The organism is Nitrospira sp. (assembly GCA_015709715.1).
Classification (GTDB): Bacteria; Nitrospirota; Nitrospiria; order Nitrospirales; family Nitrospiraceae; genus Nitrospira_A.
The window spans coordinates 1099738-1121391 of sequence record CP054184.1 but is presented as its reverse complement, the minus strand read 5'-3'; the positions used below and the strand labels follow the sequence as shown (position 1 = coordinate 1121391).

At 60.8% G+C, this 21654-nt stretch carries 23 protein-coding genes; 15 read left to right on the top strand and 8 right to left on the bottom strand.

Annotation, left to right across the window (positions count from 1 at the left end):
* Positions 1–51 precede the first annotated feature (51 nt).
* Positions 52–759, top strand: a complete 708-nt coding sequence (locus tag HRU82_05245) for a PRC-barrel domain-containing protein (GenBank protein QOJ34392.1) — start codon at positions 52–54, stop codon at positions 757–759.
* A gap of 174 nt (positions 760–933) precedes the next feature.
* Here the strand turns inward: HRU82_05245 and HRU82_05240 are convergent, their stop codons facing one another.
* The 5 genes from HRU82_05240 to HRU82_05220 all read right to left on the bottom strand — a co-directional run bounded on the left by HRU82_05240 (position 934) and on the right by HRU82_05220 (position 4778).
* Positions 934–1947, bottom strand: coding sequence for an IS30 family transposase (locus HRU82_05240; protein ID QOJ34391.1), 1014 nt, complete (start codon positions 1945–1947; stop codon positions 934–936).
* Positions 1948–1998: 51 nt separating this feature from the next.
* A complete protein-coding gene (locus HRU82_05235; GenBank protein QOJ34390.1) occupies positions 1999–3003 on the bottom strand; it encodes a glycosyltransferase family 4 protein in 1005 nt (334 codons plus the stop codon).
* 194 nt (positions 3004–3197) lie between these two features.
* The gene (locus tag HRU82_05230) at positions 3198–3980 is read right to left on the bottom strand and encodes a methyltransferase domain-containing protein (GenBank protein QOJ34389.1); all 783 of its coding nucleotides are present in this window, start codon (positions 3978–3980) and stop codon (positions 3198–3200) included.
* Positions 3981–4069: 89 nt separating this feature from the next.
* Positions 4070–4399, bottom strand: coding sequence for a hypothetical protein (locus HRU82_05225; protein ID QOJ34388.1), 330 nt, complete (start codon positions 4397–4399; stop codon positions 4070–4072).
* Between the two features lie 82 nt (positions 4400–4481).
* Positions 4482–4778, bottom strand: coding sequence for a hypothetical protein (locus HRU82_05220; protein ID QOJ34387.1), 297 nt, complete (start codon positions 4776–4778; stop codon positions 4482–4484).
* Positions 4779–4947: 169 nt separating this feature from the next.
* Between HRU82_05220 and HRU82_05215 the strand changes: the two genes are divergently transcribed.
* From HRU82_05215 to HRU82_05205, 3 genes are all read left to right on the top strand, one after another.
* A complete protein-coding gene (locus HRU82_05215) occupies positions 4948–5658 on the top strand; it encodes a hypothetical protein (protein QOJ34386.1) in 711 nt (236 codons plus the stop codon).
* A gap of 192 nt (positions 5659–5850) precedes the next feature.
* Positions 5851–7176: a hypothetical protein gene (locus HRU82_05210; GenBank protein ID QOJ34385.1), complete on the top strand. Its 1326-nt coding sequence runs from the start codon at positions 5851–5853 to the stop codon at positions 7174–7176.
* Between the two features lie 92 nt (positions 7177–7268).
* Positions 7269–7952 (top strand): response regulator transcription factor, encoded by a 684-nt coding sequence (locus tag HRU82_05205; protein QOJ34384.1) that lies wholly within the window; start codon positions 7269–7271, stop codon positions 7950–7952.
* 3 nt (positions 7953–7955) lie between these two features.
* On the opposite strand, the gene HRU82_05200 is transcribed toward HRU82_05205, so the two are convergent.
* Positions 7956–8612: a response regulator transcription factor gene (locus tag HRU82_05200; GenBank protein ID QOJ34383.1), complete on the bottom strand. Its 657-nt coding sequence runs from the start codon at positions 8610–8612 to the stop codon at positions 7956–7958.
* Positions 8613–8852: 240 nt separating this feature from the next.
* On the opposite strand from HRU82_05200, the gene HRU82_05195 reads away from it, so the two are divergent.
* The 11 genes from HRU82_05195 to HRU82_05145 all read left to right on the top strand — a co-directional run bounded on the left by HRU82_05195 (position 8853) and on the right by HRU82_05145 (position 16590).
* Complete coding sequence (locus tag HRU82_05195) at positions 8853–9488, top strand: superoxide dismutase (GenBank protein QOJ37114.1); 636 nt, start codon at positions 8853–8855, stop codon at positions 9486–9488.
* 134 nt (positions 9489–9622) lie between these two features.
* Positions 9623–9919 carry a hypothetical protein gene (locus tag HRU82_05190; GenBank protein ID QOJ34382.1) on the top strand — a complete coding sequence of 99 codons (297 nt, stop codon included), beginning with the start codon at positions 9623–9625 and terminating at the stop codon, positions 9917–9919.
* A 19-nt stretch (positions 9920–9938) separates the two neighbouring features.
* Entirely contained in the window at positions 9939–10424 is a 486-nt protein-coding gene (locus HRU82_05185; protein ID QOJ34381.1) for a CBS domain-containing protein, read from the top strand.
* A 212-nt stretch (positions 10425–10636) separates the two neighbouring features.
* The gene (locus tag HRU82_05180) at positions 10637–11179 is read left to right on the top strand and encodes a bacterioferritin (GenBank protein QOJ34380.1); all 543 of its coding nucleotides are present in this window, start codon (positions 10637–10639) and stop codon (positions 11177–11179) included.
* A gap of 56 nt (positions 11180–11235) precedes the next feature.
* A complete protein-coding gene (gene glgX, locus HRU82_05175; GenBank protein ID QOJ34379.1) occupies positions 11236–13368 on the top strand; it encodes a glycogen debranching protein GlgX in 2133 nt (710 codons plus the stop codon).
* A gap of 215 nt (positions 13369–13583) precedes the next feature.
* A complete protein-coding gene (locus HRU82_05170) occupies positions 13584–13811 on the top strand; it encodes a hypothetical protein (GenBank protein QOJ34378.1) in 228 nt (75 codons plus the stop codon).
* Entirely contained in the window at positions 13808–14047 is a 240-nt protein-coding gene (locus HRU82_05165; protein QOJ34377.1) for a CsbD family protein, read from the top strand. The genes HRU82_05170 and HRU82_05165 overlap by 4 nt, the downstream gene beginning before the upstream one ends.
* Positions 14048–14097: 50 nt before the next feature.
* Positions 14098–14376 carry a PepSY domain-containing protein gene (locus HRU82_05160; GenBank protein QOJ34376.1) on the top strand — a complete coding sequence of 93 codons (279 nt, stop codon included), beginning with the start codon at positions 14098–14100 and terminating at the stop codon, positions 14374–14376.
* A gap of 125 nt (positions 14377–14501) precedes the next feature.
* Entirely contained in the window at positions 14502–15101 is a 600-nt protein-coding gene (locus tag HRU82_05155) for a porin family protein (protein QOJ34375.1), read from the top strand.
* Positions 15102–15133: 32 nt separating this feature from the next.
* Positions 15134–16261: a DUF1207 domain-containing protein gene (locus tag HRU82_05150; GenBank protein ID QOJ34374.1), complete on the top strand. Its 1128-nt coding sequence runs from the start codon at positions 15134–15136 to the stop codon at positions 16259–16261.
* A gap of 161 nt (positions 16262–16422) precedes the next feature.
* On the top strand, positions 16423–16590 hold the full coding sequence (locus HRU82_05145) for a DUF1328 domain-containing protein (protein ID QOJ34373.1): 168 nt from the start codon (positions 16423–16425) through the stop codon (positions 16588–16590).
* Positions 16591–16600: 10 nt separating this feature from the next.
* Here HRU82_05145 and HRU82_05140 read toward each other — a convergent pair whose 3' ends face one another.
* Both HRU82_05140 and HRU82_05135 read right to left on the bottom strand, forming a co-directional pair.
* Positions 16601–19777, bottom strand: a complete 3177-nt coding sequence (locus HRU82_05140) for a PAS domain S-box protein (protein ID QOJ34372.1) — start codon at positions 19775–19777, stop codon at positions 16601–16603.
* Positions 19778–20002: 225 nt separating this feature from the next.
* Positions 20003–21607: a PAS domain S-box protein gene (locus HRU82_05135; protein QOJ34371.1), complete on the bottom strand. Its 1605-nt coding sequence runs from the start codon at positions 21605–21607 to the stop codon at positions 20003–20005.
* Positions 21608–21654 lie beyond the last annotated feature (47 nt).

Sequence of the window (21654 nt, the reverse complement as noted above, 5' to 3'; positions counted from 1 at the left end):
CGGCTGCGCAAGGCACGTCATCTCATCCGACCAAAGAAAAGGAGCGTCGATATGAAACGGAATATCGCCATCTACGCAGGAACCATCGCTTTCTTGCTCGCGGCCGGCTCTCCGGCCTTCAGCCAGGGATCCATGGAAGGAGGTACGCCGGATTCGACGATGGGTAAGGGGGCCGGCACCAGCACTCCGAAAGAGAGCACCAAGGCCGATAACCGGACAGACCTGACCGGCGGCCAGGAAGGGGTGCCTGAGAATTATGCCGACACCCCAGTTCGACAGGGAAAGTTGGTAGAGGCCAGAGACCATAAGTATAAAAATGCCACGGTGCACAGCAGTCAAGGTGAAGCGATCGGCAAGATCAAGGAACTGCTGAAGGATACGAAGACCGGTGAGATCGAATATGCCGTCTTCGTGCCGGATGAATCTAAACGGCCGATTCCGCTTCGCTGGAGCCAATTCCAGACCAAGAACGACAAGCTGCAGCTAACTTTGAAGAAGGAGGAGTATCAAAACGCAGTGCGCATGAATAGCAGCAAGGATCAATCACCTGATCTGCAGGAGTATATGGACCGGATCAACCAGGTGCGTTCCGCCCCCACGGCTCCCGGTAACCCTGGCGTGCCGGGACAGCACAGCGGAGGAGCGACCGGCTCGATGGGTGAGGAGAGTGTCGGAGGGGGAGGCCCTAGTGGCACGAGCGGTCTGCCGTCCGGACAAGCGCCTGGCTTCGAAGGGGGACAGCCAAGCAGTAAGCGCTAAGCGAGGAGCGGTTCGGTAACGAGAGGGCAGGCGTCCGATGGGGCGCCTGCCCTGTTCCTTTTAGCCCATGGGGACGCTGGCAGAACTGAGGGCTGACGCATCTACAGAAGGCTGCGGTCGGAGGAGAGGGGGCTCGTCCGTCTGCCCCGTGAGTTGCCGATAGAGTCGGCGGTTTCAAGTTCCAAGTGCAACGGGTGAATGATGGCGCAGCTGCGCATAGACCTCCAGGGGCGTGGCAAAGTGGAGACATTTCCGTGGGCGGGTGTTCAGCCGATAGGCGATGGCGTTCAATTCCCGTTGGGTATAGCGCGACAGATCGGTGCCCTTCGGCAAATACTGACGCAGGAGTCCGTTCGTATTCTCGTTGGTTCCCCGTTGCCAGGGGCAATGGGGATCGGCAAAAAAGATACGGATCGTCAGACGCTTCGCCAACCGTTCGTGAGCGGCCATCTCTTTGCCCCGATCATAGGTCAGGGTGGAGCGCAGCGCGGCTGGCACGTGCCGAAGCTTCTTGGAGAACCCGCGATAGGCCCTCTCGGCATCGGTGCCCTCCATTTTCGCCAACAAGACCAGGCGAGTAGTCCGCTCAACCAGGGTGCCAACGGCCGATCTATTGCGAGCACCTTTGAGCAAGTCGCCTTCCCAGTGTCCGGGCACCGTCCGGGTCGCCACTTCAGCAGGGCGTGCGGCAATCGGGGTCATGTTGGGAATCTGGCCGCGGCGGTCGGCCCCCCGTGCGCGCGGCCGACGCGTCTTGCGTGCCTGACGCAGGGCCGCCAACAATTCGGTCCGCAAGGCGCCACGTGGCAGCACGTACAGGCCCGCATAGATGGTTTCGGCAGACAGCCGCTTCCTCATGTCGTCAGGATACATGCGGCGGAGGCGTCCAGCAATCTGCTCGGGCGAGCACCCTGCCGCCAGATGCCGCTGGACGTACTGCCACAACCACGGGTCGAGGAGTTTTCGAAGCCGCCGTGGGTGATGCGCTCGGATGCCTGCGTGGCGCTGCGCTGTACAGGCCCGATAGGGACAGCCGCGTGTGGTGTTCCGGGCTACCTCGCGGCTCACGGTGCTCGGGGCTCGTCCCAAGATCCGCGCCATTGTTCGGAGCGAATGGCCATGGGTCAGCCCCAGACTCAACGTCTCACGCTCTTCAGCACTCAGGTGTGTGTACGCTCTCGTGTGCATGGCAACACCGTAGCCCATTCGGGCTGGCAGTGTTGCACTTGGAGTTAGACCTCAAGGTCCTACATATTCTTGCACCATCCGTTCGACCGTGAAGCGCCGCTCAAAGGATCGGCGGCAATCCGTGCGATCAAGCAGCGGAATCAAATCGATCGCTTGGGCCATCTGGTCCAGACTGTGGCACAAGAACCCGGTTGTTCCCTGTTCGACCACCTCCGGTACTGATCCGCGTCGATAGGCGATAATCGGCGTGCCGCAAGCAAGCGATTCGATGAACACCAGCCCGAACGGCTCAGGCCGTTCATACGGCGCGATGAGTGCATAGGCGTCGCCGAGAAAGTCGTCTTTTTCCGCATCCGTCACTTCGCCCACGAATTCGATCAAGGGGTTATCGAGCAGCGGTTCGATCACCGCTCGATAATAGTCCATAGGGGCCGGATCGATACGGGCGCCGATTCGGAGCGGCATGCCCACTCGTTGCGCGACGGCAATGGCCTGCTCCAACCCCTTTTCAGGGGCAATACGACCGAGAAAGACCAAGTACTTTCCGGGTTCGAAGTGGGGCCGATACAGCGTGGCTGGCAATCCGGGGTGAATGGTCTTGTGCCAATTGGCCCAGAGCATCGGTTCTCGCTGGGCGTCGGAAACGGAGACCAACGGCAGGTCCGCGAATTTGCGGAACACGGGCAGCAATTCCGGCTGATCCAGCCTCGCATGGAGGGTGGTGAGCACGGGCAGACGACAGCGGCGCGCGAGCGGGAAGGGCAGGAATTCCAGATGGGAATGGATGAGATCGAATTCCTCCGTCGCAGCGAATGCTCGTTCCAGCATCGTGACCAGCGGCGCGTCGTAGTTGGCAATACCGCGAGTGAGCCGCAGGGCTTCGGGACAGGTCGAGATCAAGCGGGCGGAGGTGGCCGAATCGCCGCTCGCGAACAGCGTGACGTCATGACCCTGCCGAACGAGTTCTTCGGTGATGAACGAAACGACCCGCTCGGTTCCCCCATAGAGGGTCGGAGGAACCGCCTCCCAGAGTGGTGCGATTTGCGCAATCCTCATGATGACTCCTTTGTTACGACCGTACGATGGATGAAATGATGGATATTGAGAGTATGTATGGCCCTTCTGCTGTAGATGATGCAGTGTCGGGCAGTGCGATCTTAAATGGCCGAGGGGCGGTTGCCGTACTAGGCGACTCCCTAGCAGGCCCTTTTGCGATCCCTGAAGGTGGGAGCGGGGTATCGAGGAAGCGACTATCGCTTGACGGCTCGGATACCGATCAGGACCTGATAGTCTCGATCGTAAGAGTCGAGTTCTTCGCGGCGGAGTTCCGTGCTGATCAACCCTTGCAGACTCGCGGTGGCGGATAACACATTGCCATATGTGGACACGGTGACGTCTTCAGGGCGAAACACTTCTTCGAACAGGAGGCGGGCGGACAGCGACGTGAAGCGCCAATACTCGCCCCAGGTGTCCATGTCATAACGTGCAATTTGGCTGATGCCCGGGACCACTACCAGCGCCACTCCGTCGGGTTTCAGGATACGCGCCACCGTGCGGAGCGCCGCCCGCACGTCGTAAATGAACTGCAGCGTGAAGGTGAGAATGAGGCAGTCGAAGCTATCGGATGGAATGTGCGGCGCCTGCGTCAGGTCGCCGTGGATCGTCGAGCCGGGCGAGCCGGCGTGGAGATGGAGGACTTCGGAGCGGGTGACGCGGTCGTCGCCGAATTGCATCGTGTAGCGATTGTCGCCGATCTCTAACACGCTCCCGCGGATGTCGGCGCGGTGGGCGGGGAAGAAGTGTTCTTCCGTATAGTATCGGTCGATCGGTTGGCCGGCTTGCCAACCGAAGTCACGTCGAACGGGGTGGACGCGCCGTAACGAATGACCCCAGCGCCAATCCAACCCCAGGCCGTTGAGTTCTCCGAGGAGTGACACTCGGACTTGCTGGTAAAGGGTGTCGCCCAGGACTTTGCGCGCGGTGAACTTGAAGGGCCGGGCGAGCCCGGAAATGAGTCGGCTACGAACGCTCATTGTTCCCCATGGCGATCGGTGCTTACCGAATGCCATTCTAGAAAGTCCTACGAGTCTTGTCATGCGGTTTTTACGAGTCTGCGCTATTCCTACCGAGGTGAAAGTGGAGGGGGTGGGGGTGGCGTAGGAGGGGGGGAGCCGCCACGCAGAGACTTCTCCGGATCGACGGCCATTTCAGGATCCACCACGGGGGGCGGCACCACCGCCTCAGGGTTGGGAGGCGGCAAGTGGTCCGGCTGTTTGAGAATGCCGGGGTCGAGCTTCGGCGGGGGCGCAGGGGGCAACAGGCCTGGCTGCTGCTGGGGCGGCGTTGATTCGTTCGGCGGCGCAGGCGTCCCGGTTTCGGCGGTCGTGAGCGTAGCGGGTGACACGCACCATAACACCGTCGCCACGAGGGTGATGCAGGACCTGGTCACCATGACATGATTCCCCCTGTTGAAGGTTCAATCGCTCATGATTCACCATACCCCTCGCATTCCGCTGTGTGGACTAGGCCTCTCCCTAGCGGTGGCCTTTTAAATTCTTCGACGGCACCACGGTCGCGACCGCTTGTTCGACTGTTCCGATCACCTTCCCGAGAATGGTGCCCACGGCTTCGCCGACTCTCTTTGCCTGGCTGTTCTTTCCCGTCCGGCGCCCCTTGGTCTTTCCTGCCTTCGTCTGCTTTTCCGAAGGTGCGGCGGCAGCCCGTTGTTTGCGCTTGATGACGTGGACCGTCGAGCCCACCTTGGCGCCGCTCTTGGAGGGCTTGCGGGCCGGTTTGCCTGTGGAAGCGGTCGCGCGGGGCGTCTTCTTCATGGGATCTCCCTTCATGCGACAAGTGAATCTGCGTATGGGGTGAGCATACAAGGCTTGCGTGGATGAGACAAGGTGCGATCCGGCGAGGCGGATGCGGTTGTGTTGTGTCGATCCGCCGAGTACAGTAAATCGAAGCGTCTGAGGAGAGCCTGCGACGGAGGTGGATAGGATGGAGATCACGCGATGGATTGGCCTCGCTGTCTGCTTCGGTAGCCTGTGGGCCGGACCCTGGGAACCGGCGGTTGCGGAGGCCCTTGAGCCACTCGTCCGACCGGAGGCCGGAGCATCCTTCGAGATTCTCGCGCAGGATCCGCTGGTCGAAGGAGTGATTGAGCGGTATCTGCTCGACCCGCGCGGGGAAGTGGAAGGACTTCTCTTAGTCGACGGCACTCAGTTGCCCGTGACGTCGCGGGCGGCCGCGCAACTTCTGCATGCGCTCCGACCGGGGGACCGCGTGCGAGTCCGGGGACGGCGCCACCAGGCGCCGCCGGTGGTGCAACCGGACCTGATCGAAAACCTGTCCCGCGGCACGACGTTTGCCGTACCTCTGCGGCTCGACCTGCCGATGCGCCCGCAGGAGCAGGAACTGTCCGTTCGAGAACTCACGGCGAACGGTTCGGTCCGGGTTCTGCTGTTCCATCCTCTCAAAGGGATCGTTCAGGGCCTGCTGTTGTCCGATGGCACGCAGGTTCGTCTGCCTCCCGATGCAAGCCCCACCCTGCGCAATTCCTTCCGAGAGGGGCAACGCCTCGCCGTCCGCGGGAATGGGACGGAGAACAGGTATGGTCGGGCCCTCGAAGCGGTCGCGATGGGGTATGACGCGGCTCGATTGGTTCCGCTGGAGCCCTCATTGGATCGACTCCCGTCTCCTATCCCCTGACCCGTCTCCTGCATCATCTCTGAGATAGCCGTACGTCCTTTCGCCCACGCCACCACTCGTGACCACTCGTGAACTCTGGACCCTCGTCTAGGGGTTTGCCTAGGAGGTTGACCGGCCAGGCCTGTCTTATAAGAGGACACCCTAAGGCACAGATACAGCAATCAACGAGGGAGAAGGGATTGTGAAGCCGTCATGATCGACTGCGACGGAGGGAACGGGTGGCGTCACGGCAGATGGGGGCTCTGGTCATGGGTGCTGGTGGGTGTGTTTGTGGGATGGTGCTCCGGCCCGACGCCCCTGGCGCGGGCGGAAGAGCCGACGCCTCTGGCGGGAGAGCCTCACCACACGACGATTTTGGGCGAAGAAGTCAACGTGCCGCCGCGCGATCGGCGCAATGTCACGGCCATGAGTTTCGGCATCCAGGCGATTCCTAATGGGCCCAGTCAAATGGAAGTGTTGCCCTTCGGGGCGCTCTATGTGTGGCGGAATTGGGACGACGATAACCGCCGCTTGCGCGGGACCTTTTCGGGCGTGGTGAACGACGTCGACTACACCATTGGCCTGCGCGACTACCCCAATTGGTCGCTGATCTTCACGTGGGACAATTTCATCCTCCCCATGGGGCGCTCGGAATACGTTCAGGGGCAACGGATCAAAGAATCGGAACTGGAGTGGAGTTACGCCTTCGCCGGGGCCGGCGTCGGGTACCGGCTGCCGGTGCATCCGTTCAAGCAAGACAGCGCGGTCAACGTGTTTCTCACCTACGAACCGGGGTACCGCTGGTTCAAGGGCACCGGTTCGACCGCGCCGGGTTATATCGTTCCCAAAGATACCTATGAAGGCCGGATCCATCTTCGCGTGCGGGCGGATGCCTTGAAACGCAACTTGATGGAACTGCCGCATGAAGGGTTCACGCTGGGAGGCGATTTCCTCCACGGGCACCGCGCCAAATGGGACCAGTGGGGAGGCGCCCCGTTCGATCGACAGGATGCGACCAAGGAGCGAACCTACCTGCAAGCGACGGCCTATGCGCTGGTGGCGAGCGGTCTGCCGTTTATCGAGAGCGACAAACATCGCCTCATCAGCAGCCTGCATGGAGGGATCGGCAAGGATCTGGACCGCTTCTCCGCCTTCCGATTGCCCGGACGCCCGACCGGGTATGAATGGGAGGCCGTGTCGATGCCCATGATCCATGGCGTCGCCTTCAACGAGCTGTTTCCTCGCCGGTACGCCGTGGCCAATCTGCAATATCGCTACGAGGCCCTGTTTTTTCTCTACCCCTACCTGGAAGCGACGTGGGGATTGGTGGAACGTCCGCGCTTCACCACCGAGGGAGCCATCAAATATGTGACGGATTCGCTGCCGGCCCTGGGCGGCGGCCTCATCACCGGGGCGCCGTGGAAATCCCAGATCGAGTTGAACTACACGTATAACTTCGGTATCTACCGAGACCCAGGCGGGGCGCCGCCGACCAAAGGCGGACATGGCCTTATCTTTTTTTGGTCCAAAGAACTGTAACGGGAGACGTCCCCTCGCTATCGTACAAGGACAGTGGTAGGATTTCGTATCGATTTCCTACTGAGCCTCTCCCCTTAGCCCGGAGCACAGCCATGAAACCACGAGTTCTCATCGCCGATGACCATACGCTTGTCGCCGAGGGTGTCCAAAAGCTGCTCGAGCCGGAGTTTCAGCTGTGCGGTCGGGTGGCGGACGGGCGCGCCCTCGTTCGAGCTGTCGAAAAGGAACAACCCGATATCGCGTTGGTGGATATCGCGCTGCCGCTGCTCAACGGTCTCGACGCCTGCCGTCAGATCAAGAAATCCATGCCGCAGGTCAAACTGCTCATCCTGACCATGCACGGCGAACAGCATTTCGTCACGGAGGCGTTCCGGGCGGGAGTCTCCGGGTACATTCTGAAGCAATCGGTGGCGGAAGAGCTGGTCTTCGCCATCAAAGAAGTGTTGAAGGGGCGGTTGTACGTCTCTCCCAGCGTGGCGGAAAATCTGGTCGAGCAGGCGCTCAATCCGTCCGAGGCGGGAGCGTCTCGATCCATGAGAGGAGACGATCGTTTGAGCGCGCGCCAGCGGGAAGTGCTGCAGCTGATCGCCGAAGGCCAGTCGACTAAGGAGATTGCGTCGACCCTGAACGTGTCGATCAAAACGGTCGAATTTCACAAAACCCGCATCATGAAACAACTGGGCGTGCACAGCACCGCTGAACTCACCAAACACGCCATCGCGCTCGGCCTGATTGCCATGCCGCAGCAACCGACCGTGCCGGGGCCGCAGGTGTGACCCTCACGGGTGTTGTTCGTCGAGAGTCGTGAGGCCTTGGGAGAGGGCGAACCGGGTCAGTTCGGCCGTCGTGCGAATGCCTAAGCGGCGGGTGATGTTGCCCTTGTGAAATTCCACGGCCTTCGTCGAGACGTTGAGCGTCGAGGCGATCTCCTTCGTCGAGCACCCCTTCGTCAGGAGCTGTAACACCTCCTGCTGGCGCGGCGTGAGCTTAGAGGAGAATCCTTCCGGTTTTACCCACGGTGTCTCAATCGCATCCTGCACTTCCAACGACAGCTGCGGCGAGATGTAGCGTTGATTCTTCAAGGCAGCGGCGAGCGCCGACAGCAGCTCGGTCGAGGCGGACTGCTTGAGCACATACCCCGACGCCCCCATGTCGAACGCCTGGGAGATGTAGAACGGCTCGCTCATCATCGTGACGAAGATGAGCTTGGCATGGGGGACCGCGGTTCGGAGTTGCCGCGTCACGTCCAATCCGTTCATGGTCGGCATGGAAATGTCGAGCAGGATCACGTCAGGCGACAGGGCCGGCGCGATCTCCAACAATTCTTGGCCGTTGGAGGCTGTGCCCACCACGTCATATTCCGGTTCCAACAACTGTTTATAGGCTTCCAGGACGATACTGTGATCGTCGGCAAGGACCAGGCGCGCCTTAGCCACGTACGCATTCCTCCTCTGTGAGCAGCAGTCATATCAGCATACCAGTTCCGCCCATCCAATACATCCGTATCCCCCGGCAGAAACCGTCTTCTTCCTTCTGCATAACATGGTCGCCGCCTCTGCGTGCCTAGGAAACTCCCTGAGAGCCTCGCCAGGGCATCACCTAGTTGGGTCTGAGGAAAGGGCGTGATAGCGTTTGACCAGGTCGAGGATGCGACCAAGATCGAGGAAGGAGGAGCCATGAAATCGCCCGACGTATTTCGCGTGAAGTCATACGACCTGTTCGGATTATCCGGCATTTCCGATGAGAGTCTCCGCCTGCATTTTGGCCTGTATGAAGGGTATGTGAAGGCGGCCAATTCGCTGCGCGCGCAATTGACGGAGCTGAGGCGGGACGGCAAGGTGGATCAAGAAGAGATGCCGGCCTATTCCGAACTCACCAGGCGGCTGGGGTTCGAGTACAACGGCATGGTGCTGCATGAATATTATTTCGGCAATCTTTCGCGCAATGGCGGGGAGCGGCCGGCTGCGGGATCGTCATTCGGCCAAGCCATCGAGCGGACGTTCGGAAACTTTGAACGTTGGAAGGCCGATTTCAGCAGCGTCGGAATGATGCGAGGCGTGGGCTGGGCGATCTGCAATGTCGATCCATCAAGCGGGATGGTGTCCAACCACTGGGTGAGTCTGCATGAACATGGCAACGTAGCCGGGTTCCTGCCGGTGCTGGTCATGGACGTGTGGGAACATGCCTATCTGTTGGATTACAAACCCAACGAACGAAAGGACTACATCGAGGCCTTCTTCGGCAATGTGGCATGGAATTCCGTGGAGGAGCGGCTGCAGGTCGGGTCGTCCTCCCTGTTGGCGTATCGCTGACGCCGGGAGGAGGCGTCGATCGGGCCATGAGGGGGATCGCCGGTGGGCGACGGGACGATCCGGTGGCATGATGAAGACAAAGACGCGGGTGTCTATGAAGACATCCATGATTCGTCGACGGTGAGGAGGCTTCTATGGACGTTCCCAATAAGGCTGCGCGCATTCGCCCGTGGATCGATCCGGAAGAACGTGTGACGGTTGATTTTCGAGACGAGCGGGGGCTCAACGCAGAGGTCATCGAATGTGACGGCCAGACGGTCACCGTTCTGCTGGAGACGGCGTTTCCCCACTATAAGCAGCAGCTGACGTTGCCCTTGAGCATGATCTCCATCGGAGAAGATAAGGGCCACTACACGCGGAATCCGGAGCGTCCCCTGCAGTACGGCCGTCTCCGTCTCGTCGTGCATGAAAACCGGCCGCAGGTGGTGTGACATTTGCGGAGGAAACAGCATGAGCGATCACCGGAAGCAACAGGGTGCGGACATCCCTCCTCGGACCGCGACACCACGGCGCGTGGCAGGCCTCTATCTCGAATCGACCAAAGAGGAAGAATTGGGGTTGTTGCCGGGCGAGGCGAAGCAAGTCAGGGAGGCGATGAGCACGAGGGTGACGATCGCCTCGCCCGGCACCAGCCTGAAAGACGCCGCCGGCTTGATGAACAAGCTCGACGTGCCGGTGCTGGTCGTCTACGACGGAGCGCGATTGTCCGGGATGCTCACGGAGCGGGACATGGGGCTGAGCCATCGCATCAGGGAAGCCCCGCCGGAAACGGCGATCGAACGGTTCATGAGGAGCCCTATCCCGTCCTGCTACCAAGACGATCTGCTCGCGGAGGCCATCGCGCTGATGCGCGCCTCGCATCTGGATTGGCTGCCGGTCCAGGATCGGCGCCACCGCCTCGTGGGCGTGCTTTCCATTTATGCAGCCTCGCCATAATCCATTCTACTAGGGAGCTTGTGCAGCCGGCCTAGGGGCCTACCTAGCGCGTTCTCAGCACCCCCTCGCCTAAGGTGAAGCCAACACAACCGGTGACCAAAAGCGAAAGGGGTGGAATTGGATATCTGCTTGGCCCCATCTCCGATCGGATTGCCGGGCGTAAACTGTCGCCTCCCAGGACGGCGAACCACTCACCTGTCTGGAAAGGAATCATGATGAAAACCGCACAGGGCCAGTCGTCATTCGTCAAAGATGTGCAAGCCATCAGAGAGCGTGCTCGTCAACATATCGAGGATGGGGCCTACACGGCCGACTACAAGGCAGACCGGGAGACCGTGATCAAGTTATTGAACGAGGCCTTGGCGACGGAGATCGTCTGCGTCTTGCGATATCGGCGTCATTACTTCATGGCGGAAGGGATGAATGCGGAAAGCGTGAAGGCGGAATTCCTTACCCACGCCGGAGAAGAACAGGCGCATGCCGATCAGTTGGCGGAGCGGATCGTCCAATTGGGAGGAGAGCCGGACCTCTCGCCCACGGGTCTGGCGGATCGCAGCCATTCCGAATATGTGGAGGGGAACGGACTCGAGGACATGATCAAGGAAGATTTGGTGGCCGAGCGGATTGCCATTGAAAGTTACCGCGACATGATCGCCTTCGTCGGCAACGACGACCCCACGACGCGGCGGTTGATGGAGGAGATCCTTGCCAAGGAGGAGGAACATGCCGAGGACTTGGTCAGCCTGCTGAAATAGGCACAGACGATCGGTCGGCGATGGACTGCAGCAAGACGTAACCGAAAGGAAGTACGATGAAGGTATGGCCGGGCCGACCCTATCCGCTGGGAGCCACGTGGGACGGCGAAGGGGTGAATTTCGCCCTCTTCTCCGAAAATGCCACGTCGGTGGATCTTTGCCTGTTCGATGGGCCTGATGCCTCGAAGGAATCCCATCGGATTCGACTGGAGGAGCAGACCAATCAGACATGGCACGTCTACCTGCCGGAGGGGCGCCCCGGCCTCCATTATGGGTTCCGGGTCGATGGACCCTATGAACCACAGGCCGGCCATCGGTTCAACAAGGCCAAACTCCTACTCGATCCCTACGCGAAGTCCATCGCCGATACCATTCGGCTCTCCGATCGCATGTTCGGGTACTGCCTCGGTGACCCGGGCGGTGATTTAGTGCGGGATGATCGTGACAACGCCGACGAGATGCCGAAGTGCGTGGTGGTGGATCAGGCGTTCAGTTGGGGCGGGGACCATCTGCTCCGGACGCCCTGGTCGAAAACAATCATCTATGAAGTGCATGTGAAGGGCTTCACGGCGCGCCATCCGGACGTGCCGGCGCACCTACGGGGAACCTATGCGGGACTCTCCACGCCGGCGGTCATCGAATACCTGCAAGGCCTGGGCGTGACGGCGGTCGAACTGTTGCCGGTGCACCATGCCGTGCAGGACAAACACCTCACGGATCAAGGCCTGACGAACTACTGGGGGTACAACACGATCGGCTTCTTTGCGCCCGATATGCGGTATGCCTCGTCGCCGGTACGGGGACGGCACGTGCGGGAATTCAAGACCATGGTTAAGACCCTGCACAGCGCCGGCATCGAGGTCATTCTCGACGTGGTCTACAACCATACGGCGGAGGGCAACCACCTCGGTCCGACGCTGTCGTTCCGAGGCATCGACAACGCCGCCTATTACCGGCTGGTCGGAGACGATCCGCGTTACTATATGGACTACACCGGTTGCGGCAACAGCCTGAACGTCCGCCATCCGCGAGCCTTGCAGCTCATCATGGACAGCCTGCGTTACTGGGTGTTGGATATGCATGTGGACGGGTTCCGCTTCGATCTCGCCTCCACGCTCGCGAGGGAACTGCATGAGGTGGACCGACTGAGCGCCTTCTTCGACATCATCCATCAAGATCCGGTCCTCTCGCAGGTCAAGCTCATCGCGGAGCCTTGGGACCTCGGCGCAGGGGGTTATCAAGTCGGCAACTTTCCGGTCGGCTGGGCCGAATGGAACGGCAAGTATCGCGACACGATCCGCCGTTATTGGAAGGGCGACGGCGGGCAGGTCGCCGAATTGGCCTATCGCCTGTCCGGCAGCAGCGATTTGTATGCCATGAGCGGGCGGCGGCCGTTCGCCAGCATCAATTTCATTACCGCCCATGACGGCTTTAGTCTCCACGATTTGGTGTCCTACAACGAGAAACACAACGAAGCCAACGGCGAAAACAACCAGGACGGACACAACGACAACCTGAGCTGGAACTGCGGCGCGGAGGGACCTACCGACGATCGCGCCGTCAACGAGCTGCGGCAGCGGCAGAAGCGGAACATGCTGGCGACCCTCCTGCTCTCGCAAGGGGTGCCCATGTTGTGCGGCGGTGATGAAATCGGCCGCACCCAGTCGGGGAACAACAATGCCTACTGCCAAGACAATGAATTGAGCTGGCACGATTGGGAACTCGGTAAGGGCGACAAGGCCTTGCTGGCATTCGTCAAACGGCTCATCGCGTTGCGGCAGGAGCATCCGGTGTTTCGTCGCCGCCGGTTCTTTCAAGGACGGGAAATCCACGGTTCCGGCATCAAAGACATCGCCTGGCTGCGCACGGACGGTCAGGAGATGGATGAAGCGGATTGGGACCAAGGCCATCTCCGCTCCATCGGCATCGTCTTGGCCGGCGACGCCATCGAAGAAAAGGATACTCGAGGCAATCCGATCGTCGACGGCACCTTTCTCCTCTTGCTCAATGCGCACCATGAGTCGGTTCCATTTCTCCTGCCTGCCTATGCAGAGGGAGCCCATTGGGACCTTGTGTTGGACACCGCGCAGCCGCGCCGCAAACAGGCCTCCTACAAAGGCGGCGAACCCTATACGATCGAGGCCAGAACATTGGCCATCCTGTGCCATGAGCCGACCGGCTCGGCATAAGTAGTATCATTCAGATCCGCCCATCCCCTTCTTTCGCTCAAGGTCTCACCTCTCTGTGAGGCTCTTGCATCCGATCGGCGAAACCGATTCGTACGTACGTATGCCAAGGTAAGTACCACCTGGGGCTCTCCGAACAGGACTAGGGGTATATCCAGTCCTGGAGCGGCGGGGAAGGGGGTATAAGAAACCTGTAACACGGATGGGAGGTAGGAGAGATGAAGCGGGCACCTGGGGTCAAAGGCCGCGTGATCGTCACCGTCGCTGATGAGCGAGGCGAGCAGACGGTCATCCTCTATCGCGGCGGCAAGAACGGGCTCGCCTTTCGCACTCCGGCCCATCGGGTGCTGAACCAAACCGCCCAACAGCGGCGGGCCGGGGGATCGGCGGCAAGCTCGCCGGCCTCCGCCGCCGCATCATTACACCATCAAGGAGGACCGCAATGAATTCCGATCAATTCAAAGGCAAGTGGGTGCAGTTCAAGGGCGAAGTCAAAAAGCAGTGGGGCAAGCTCACAGACGACGATCTTATGCAAATCGAAGGCAACTACGACAAGTTCGTGGGCCGCGTGCAGGAGCGGTACGGCGATAAAAAGGACGAAGTCGTGCGGTGGGCCGACGACTGGTATGCCCGGCAAGGGCGTCCGGGAACGGAGCAGGCTCAAGCCCAGCGCGCACGCTGACCAGAACACCCGTACGCGTCACATCTTGTGAAGAGAAGGAGGTTTCACCGATGAAGAAGTTACTCGCCATTGCATTGTTGTCGGGTGTGATTGCAAGCCCCGCCTGGGCTCTGTTCGAAACGAACAAACAGCTGGCGGCCACGGCGACCGTGACCTTGGAGGAGGCGGTCCGTCATGCCTTGACTGCCGTGCCGGGCAAGGCTGTGGAGGCGGAAATCGGCAAGGAAGACGGCCGGACCGTCTACGAGGTCGAGATCGTCGACGTCAACAACAAGACGCAGAAGGTCTATGTCGACGCGCAGAGCGGACAGACCAAGATCGACCGCTAAAGAAACTGGGCGTGCCGACTCGTGATGGGTCGGCACGCCAGGCAACGGGCAAGTGAAAGTAGTGTAAGGGTAAATTGAAGAAGCAATGGGGTGAGTCCACCGACGATCAGAAGAGGAGTTCTGCGATGAAACGATGGCCCGTTCCGGTATTGACGGCAGTAGTGGGAACCGCCTTGACGGTATGGGGCCTGTCGGCGCCTTCGACCGTGGCGGCGGCTGAAGATAAGGGTTTGTTCGAACAGGTGGAGATCGGCTTGCTGTCGATCGGTGGTCGCGCGACCTATGTCGATCCCAAGGACGGGTCGAGCCGGTGGTTCGGTGGCGGGCAAGTCCGCCTGCATCCTTCGCGGTATTTTGCCTTCGAGGGTTCCGTCGATTATCGCCGCAACGACATCGGTGACACCCGCGTCCACACGTATCCCGTGCAGGTGTCGGCCTTGATTTACCCGCTTGGCACGACCAGATTGGCGCCGTTTCTGCTGGGAGGCGGCGGGTGGTATTACACCACCGTCAAGGGACCGGGCGGCTTTGACGATACCCAGAACCGCTTCGGCGCCCACGCCGGCGGCGGCTTGCAGTTCTTCCTCAGCAAGCATGTCTCCATCGACAGCACCTATCGGTATATTTGGCTTGAGAAAATCGAGTCACGAGACCGGAACATCGTCGACAAGAAGTTCCAGGACAATGGCCACATGGTCACGGTCGGTCTCAACTTCCACTTTTAACTCGATCGGACCGATCGGTGAGGTGGAGGGATGTGGAGCGAGAAATTGGCAGATCCTGCATGGGAGGCTCGGGGTGTCGACTATGGACGTGGTGGGCCGCAGCCCTGCTGATGTGGGGGCTGTCTGCCGCGAGCCCCGCGGGGGCGGCTGTAGGCTCGGATGAGTACATCGCGGGCTACGCCGCCGCCATGCTCGAGCATGAATTTCATCTATCCGGCGCGGTCGTGCATGTCGAAGAGGGAAGGGTGGTGGTCTACGCCACTCGCTTGGGGGCAGAAGACCCTGAGAAAATCGTGACCTCGCTCAAGGCCATTCCCGGCGTGATCCAAGCCGATATTGTCACCGTCCCTGAACCGGCGGCAGGCGTCGCGCCCGGGGTGGTACGGGCTGCGACACCGGATTCACACTCGAAGTTCTTGCCCCGCGGCCTCCTGGTGGAGCCGCTGCATGCGGACCAGCGATGGCCCCACTTCGGCGCCGCATACCACTGGCTGTCATCCGGCAACAAATTTGCCAGCGCGTTCGGGGAATCGTTCGCTGTGTATCGGAATGCCGCTCCCTTTGGGGGGCAGTGGGAACTGGGCATTCAAGCCGGTGTGTTTGGAGTCTTTGATATGGAGCGCCGCTCCATCGACCTGATCAATGCCGATTACACCGTCGGTCTGGTGACGAGCTATCGCGCGGATCGATTCTCGGGGTTCGTCCGCATTCGGCATCAAAGTTCTCATCTGGGGGATGAGTTTTTGTTGAACAACCCGCAGGTCGAGCGCATCAATCTGAGTTACGAAGAGTTGGATCTGAAGCTCTCTTACGACCTGACGGCGTGGCTCCGCCTCTACGGCGGTGCCGGTGTGATCGTACGAAAGGAACCGAGCACGTTGGGCCGAGCAACGACCCAGGGCGGAGTGGAGATAAAAAGCCCCTGGTTGTTCTGGGGAGGCAAGGTGCGACCTGTCGCCTATGCCGACTTCCAAACTAACGCGCGAACCAACTGGGAGGTCGGCCAATCCCTGATGGGGGGGCTACAGTTCGAGAATGCCAGGATTGGTGATCGAAAACTGCAGGTGCTGGCGGAGTACTACGCAGGCCCCACCCCGGACGGGCAGCTGTTCACGAAGCGAGTGGAGTGGATCGGGATGGGCGTCCATCTGTGGTTCTAAGTCTGGAGCGACACGCAGGAGGTCACCATGTGGAGATTGATCGGGTTGTGGTTGCTGGGCGTGCCTGCGGGAATCGTGTTTCTCCTGTGGCTGTTCGGGATTGTCAGGACATGAAGCGCGAGTGCAGCGGGATCCTTCACCCTTTTGAATGAGGTGCCATCATGTTGAGCTGGGCAGTGACCTTCCTCGTTATCGGACTGATTGCCGGTGTGTTGGGCGTCTCCGGAGTGGCTGGAACCGCCACCCATATCGCCTACGTGCTCTTTGTGATTTTCCTGATTCTGGCCGTGGTCGGCATGGTCATGGGGCGGCGACCGCCTGTCGCTTAGGTGGAATCCGTCAGGTCCTGGCGCGAACCGTACTTACGATGGCTTCGTATAACTGCACGGCGGCGCGTTCTTTGGTGACAAAGACCGCCGCCCCCGCGGCGAGCATGGCTTCTTCCACATGGTGCTCGTTTTGGACCGAGAGGCCGATCACGACGACGGTGTGATCGGAAGACAGGATGCGCCTCGTGGCTTCGATGCCGTCCACGCGAGGCATGTTGATGTCCATCACCACGACGTCCGGTTTCAGCGAGGCGGCCAGGCTGACGGCGGTTTCGCCATCACCGGCTTCTCCGACGACTTCCAAGTCCTGATAATTTTCTAACACGCTCCGAAGCCCCTGCCGCACCATCGCATGGTCGTCGACGAGTAGTACGCGCAGGCGTTGCGAAGGCGGGTTCGGCAGGGAATCCGGCTGTGTGGGACGGGACGAACCCATCTCCCGGGCGGAGTCCTGGGCGTGGCTCAAGGGAACCATCAAGGTAATGCTCGTTCCCCGGCCCTCGTGAGAATCCAGGGCGAGCCGTCCCCCTACGGCCTCGATTCGTTCCTGAACGTTGAAGAGACCGAAGCGGCCCGGGCTGGTGCGGTCGGCTTCCGTCATGGAGGCCGGATCGAATCCGCGGCCTCGATCCGATACGGTGACGACGATCAGATCGTCCACGCTACGCGACAGCACGATGGACGCTTCATCCGTGCCGGCATGTTTGACGACGTTGAACAGCAACTCGCGCACGCTTTGATACATGATGACCGCATGGTCTTCTTCGAGAGGTAATCGGTCGAGCGCGGTGGTCACGGTCACCGCGAGACCATGGGTTTTCATCTGCCCGGCGAGCCACTTGAGCGCCGCGGGCAACCCGAATTGGTACAGCACTTGCGGGCTCAACTCCGCCACGAGAGAGCGCGTGTAGTTCAGGGATTGCGTGAGCACGTCGTCCGCATCGTTCAAGAGCTGCTGCAGTTTCGGTTCACGGGCCTGCGGTTTGGCTTGGCCCAACTTCATGCGGGCGACGACGAGCAGTTGGGCCAGGTAGTCGTGCAACTCCGTGGCCAGCCGGCGTCGTTCCTGTTGCTCCGTGGCGCTCAAGTCCAAGGCGAGCGCGCGCAGCCGGGCCTGCGACCTCACGAGGGCTTCGGTACGCTCATGCACGCGCTGCTCCAGTTCCCCCGTCCACTGTTGGAGCTGCTCCTCGGCATGTTTCCGGTCCGTGATATCGAGGGCTGCCCCCAGGTAGCCGGTGATCGATCCGTCTGCGGTGGTCAAGGGCACGGCTCGATCCAGAATCCAACCGTAACGACCGTCATGGCGACGCAGGCGATACTCGAGTTCGAACGGCTCCAGTCGGCCGAAGTGACTTCGATAACGGGCCAGGGCCGTCGCTCGATCGTCGGGGTGAATGCCCTCGGCCCAGCCGTCGCCCAGTTCGTCCTCCAGATCGCGCCCCGTATATTCGATCCACGATCGATTCAGCCAGGTGCGCAGGCGGTCGGCGCCCGCCATCCAGACCAGCACGGGCGTGGCGTCGGCCAGCATGCGAAAGTGGGCTTCACTTTCCCGTAATCCGGCTTCCGCACGCTTCCGCTCCGTAATGTCCCGAAGGATGGCGTGCCACCGTCCATCCGGTTGGAGCTTGGCGCTCATTTCGACGGATATGGCCGTACCGTCCTTCCGTTGCAAACGCCATTCACCGGAGTGCCGCTGTCCCTCCAGCAGTTCCATCAGGATCTCGCTCAATCGAGACTGCTCGTGCGGGGCGAAGAGGTCGGCGATCTTCATTGAGAGAAGCTCGTCTCGGGAATAGCCGAGCATGTGGCAGGCGCGGCTGTTCACGTCCAGATACTGTCCGGTCATGTCGGCCATCACGATCCCGTCGGACGCCTGCTCGAAGAGGTGGCGGAACCGTTCTTCGCTTTCCCGCAGTGCAGTTTCGGATCGCTTGCGCTCCGTGACGTCGAACATGACGCCGGTGATCTGTCGAGGGGAGCCGCTCGTATCGGGAAGCACTTGCGCAGCGACTGCGATCCAGGCCTCGCTCGGCGGCAACGCGCGATGGACACGGCATTCGAACTCATAGGCACTCCGGTTGCGGATAGCCTCCTCGACGGTACGTTCCACGCGCTGTTTGTCCTCGGAGTGAACCAGCGCGAGAAAGGCGGCGAAGGTGCTGCCGAAACTCATGGGTAACAGGCCGAACATTGCTTCCAGCTCGGGAGAGAACATCAGGGTCTGCTGATCGAGATCCTGATGAAAGGTGCCCATGCGGCCGGCCTTCAAGGCCAATCGATGGCGTGCTTCCCGTTGTTGGAGGATCTGCAGGATGTGTTTTTTCTGACCGTCCGTGCGGTTCAGGTGAGCGGCGAGGAACCAGAGCAGCGTGAGCATAATGAGCATCACGGCCGCGACGGCCAAGGCGACACCGAAGTTGAACTCGTAATACCCGGATCGTTGAGCGGTGATACGAATCCATCCGGCGAGGATCGGCAGGAAGACAGCGAACGGCAAGACCTGCCGCAACATCACACCGCCCAAATCCTCGCTCATCAAAGTGGCCATGAACCCCCGCATCGGCCGTGATGCCAGAATGCCGAGGCCAATCAGGAACATCAGCGTCGCACTATACATCGAGATCGTGGCGAAGCTTCCCACCTTGTAGAGCGACCGGACCCCGTAGAGGTATCCAACAAGCGCGATCCCGCCGATGGTCCCTCCGAGCAGGGCGGCATATTGGGAGGGATAGTGACCGTTGCTCAAGGGATGATCCAGGCTCAGGAGCGCGAGGCCGAGCAAGAGGGAGACAATCGCGGTCGAAGGGGCCATGCGCCCGGGATGCGCGGAGGAGTCGATGTCCCGGCCTTCCAGGAACCAGAGATCGATGCCCACATCCACCGCAAACAGATACTCGGCCAAGGTGAGGCCGGCCAGCAGGCAAGCCAGGCCGGCGCCGGCCTGGGCCGCTCGACGACCGGTGACGGTCACGGCTCCCTCGTCCGACAAGAGCCACAGGGAGAAGCCGCACAAGAGGATTGACAGCAGGGTGATCGGTTTGATGGTGCCGAAGGAGGGATGTACCGCCGTGAGCCAGGAGGCCTCGTAGGCCCACGACAGGAGAATGAGCAAGGGAACGGCAATGGCCGCCAGTGCGGCAAAACCCGCGACCCGCTGCAATGTGAGATGTGCCGGGATCATGAACGACCGATCACCCTCTCGCAGGGACGATGCGAATTCTTGCGGAGAGACAAGCCCCGCCGAAGACAGCCCGCGCCGCTCGGGACTGCCAGGCGCTCAGGGCTGGAACGTAGTTTCGGGGGGAGGCGTCGACCGGCTATAGGCGATACGTGCACAGAATATGATAACGACGCGCGCGCTGAATGCACACTGGGGATTCCCCTAGTTTCTCAGAGTTGACTGAGATCACAACTTAATAGGGCAATGTCGCAGAATGATGTCGTAGAGTTGAACGGCGGCGGATTCCTTCGGGAGAAAGTCCACGGCTCCGGCTTCGGTCATCGCCAGCTTGACCTGAGGGTCGTTGCGGACCGAAATGCCGATGACGGCGATGGAACGGTGGTCTCGGTGCAACAGCCGGGTGGCCTCGATGCCGTCGATGAGGGGAAGGTTCACATCCATGACCACCACGTCAGGGTTGAGGGAACGCGCCATGACGACGGCATCCTGCCCATCGGCGGCTTCCCCCACCACCGTCAGGTCGGCATAACTGTCCAAGATGCTGCGGAGCCCCTGGCGGACCATGGCATGGTCGTCGACGAGCAGGACCTTGACGGTCTTCGCCGGGTCCTTGGCCGGCATCCCGGAGGGGACAGCGACGGCCGGTTGTGGACCCAGGGGTTCGTCCTGCGGTCTGTGGGAAAGCGGAAGACGTAGGATCGCCAGGGTTCCCCCGCCGATCGTCGACGAGACTTCGCATTCGCCTCCCAAGAGTCCCATTCGTTCGCGAATGCTGAGCAGCCCGAATTTTCCGCGAGTGTCGGTCGAGCGGGTGATCGCTGCCATGTCGAAGCCGACGCCCTCGTCCTCCACGCAGATCCGCAACTCCTGGTCCTCGTCCACGTTGACCGTGAGGGTGGCCCGATCGGTCTTGGCATGCTTGATGATATTGAAGAGGAGCTCGCGCACCGACTGGAACAGCAACACGGCTTGGTCGTCGGCCAAGGTGAAGGGGGTCGGGCCGATTTTGACCGAGACCAGCAGGCCATGCTGCTGCATCTGTTCTCCAAGCCATTGGAGGGATTTGGCCAAACCGAATTGATAGAGCGTGTGCGGGCTGAGCTCGGCAACGAGGGATCGGGTATAGGTGAGGGCCTGGTCCAGCATGCTGTCCACTTGGGAGACGCTGGCCGACACCTCCGGATCTGCGATGCGAGGAATGATCTGCGACAGCCGCAATCGGCTCGCGACCACCAGCTGGGCCAGATAGTCATGCAGTTCGGTAGCCAGCCGTCGTCGCTCACGTTGCTCGGTCAGGGTCAGTTCGGAAGCCAGGGCCCGCAATCGCTCTCGGGACGCGAGCAGTTCCTGTGTCCGTTCGGCGATGCGCCGTTCCAGCTCGACGGCCGACTCCTGCAGCTGTTGCTCCGCCTGTTTCAGGCGGGTGATGTCTCGGGCGATCTTCGAGGCTCCCACGATGCGCCCGGTGCGATCCTTGATCGGGGAGACCGTCAGCGAGATATGGACGAGCGATCCGTCTTTCCGTCGCCGGAGCGTTTCATAGTGATCGATACGTTGGCCCATGCGGATCCGCTGGAGAATCCGGGGTTCTTCGTCGAACCGATCCTCCGGGATCAGGCGCTGCACCGGCTGCCCGATCATTTCCTGGTCGGTGTAGCCGAATAGTCGTTGCGCGCCTTGGTTCCAACTCGTGATGACGCCGTTCAGATCTTTGGAAATGATCGCGTCCTCGGACGACTCCACGATCGCGGCCAGGCGCGCCAACATGAAGTCGGTCGCCGGCGGAAGAGCGGATGGTAGGACGCCCGATGGATCGTCGTTGGTCTGCATGTGCGGAGGAGATCCTAATCGGTTTGGGTCGTATTCGCCAACTAGGG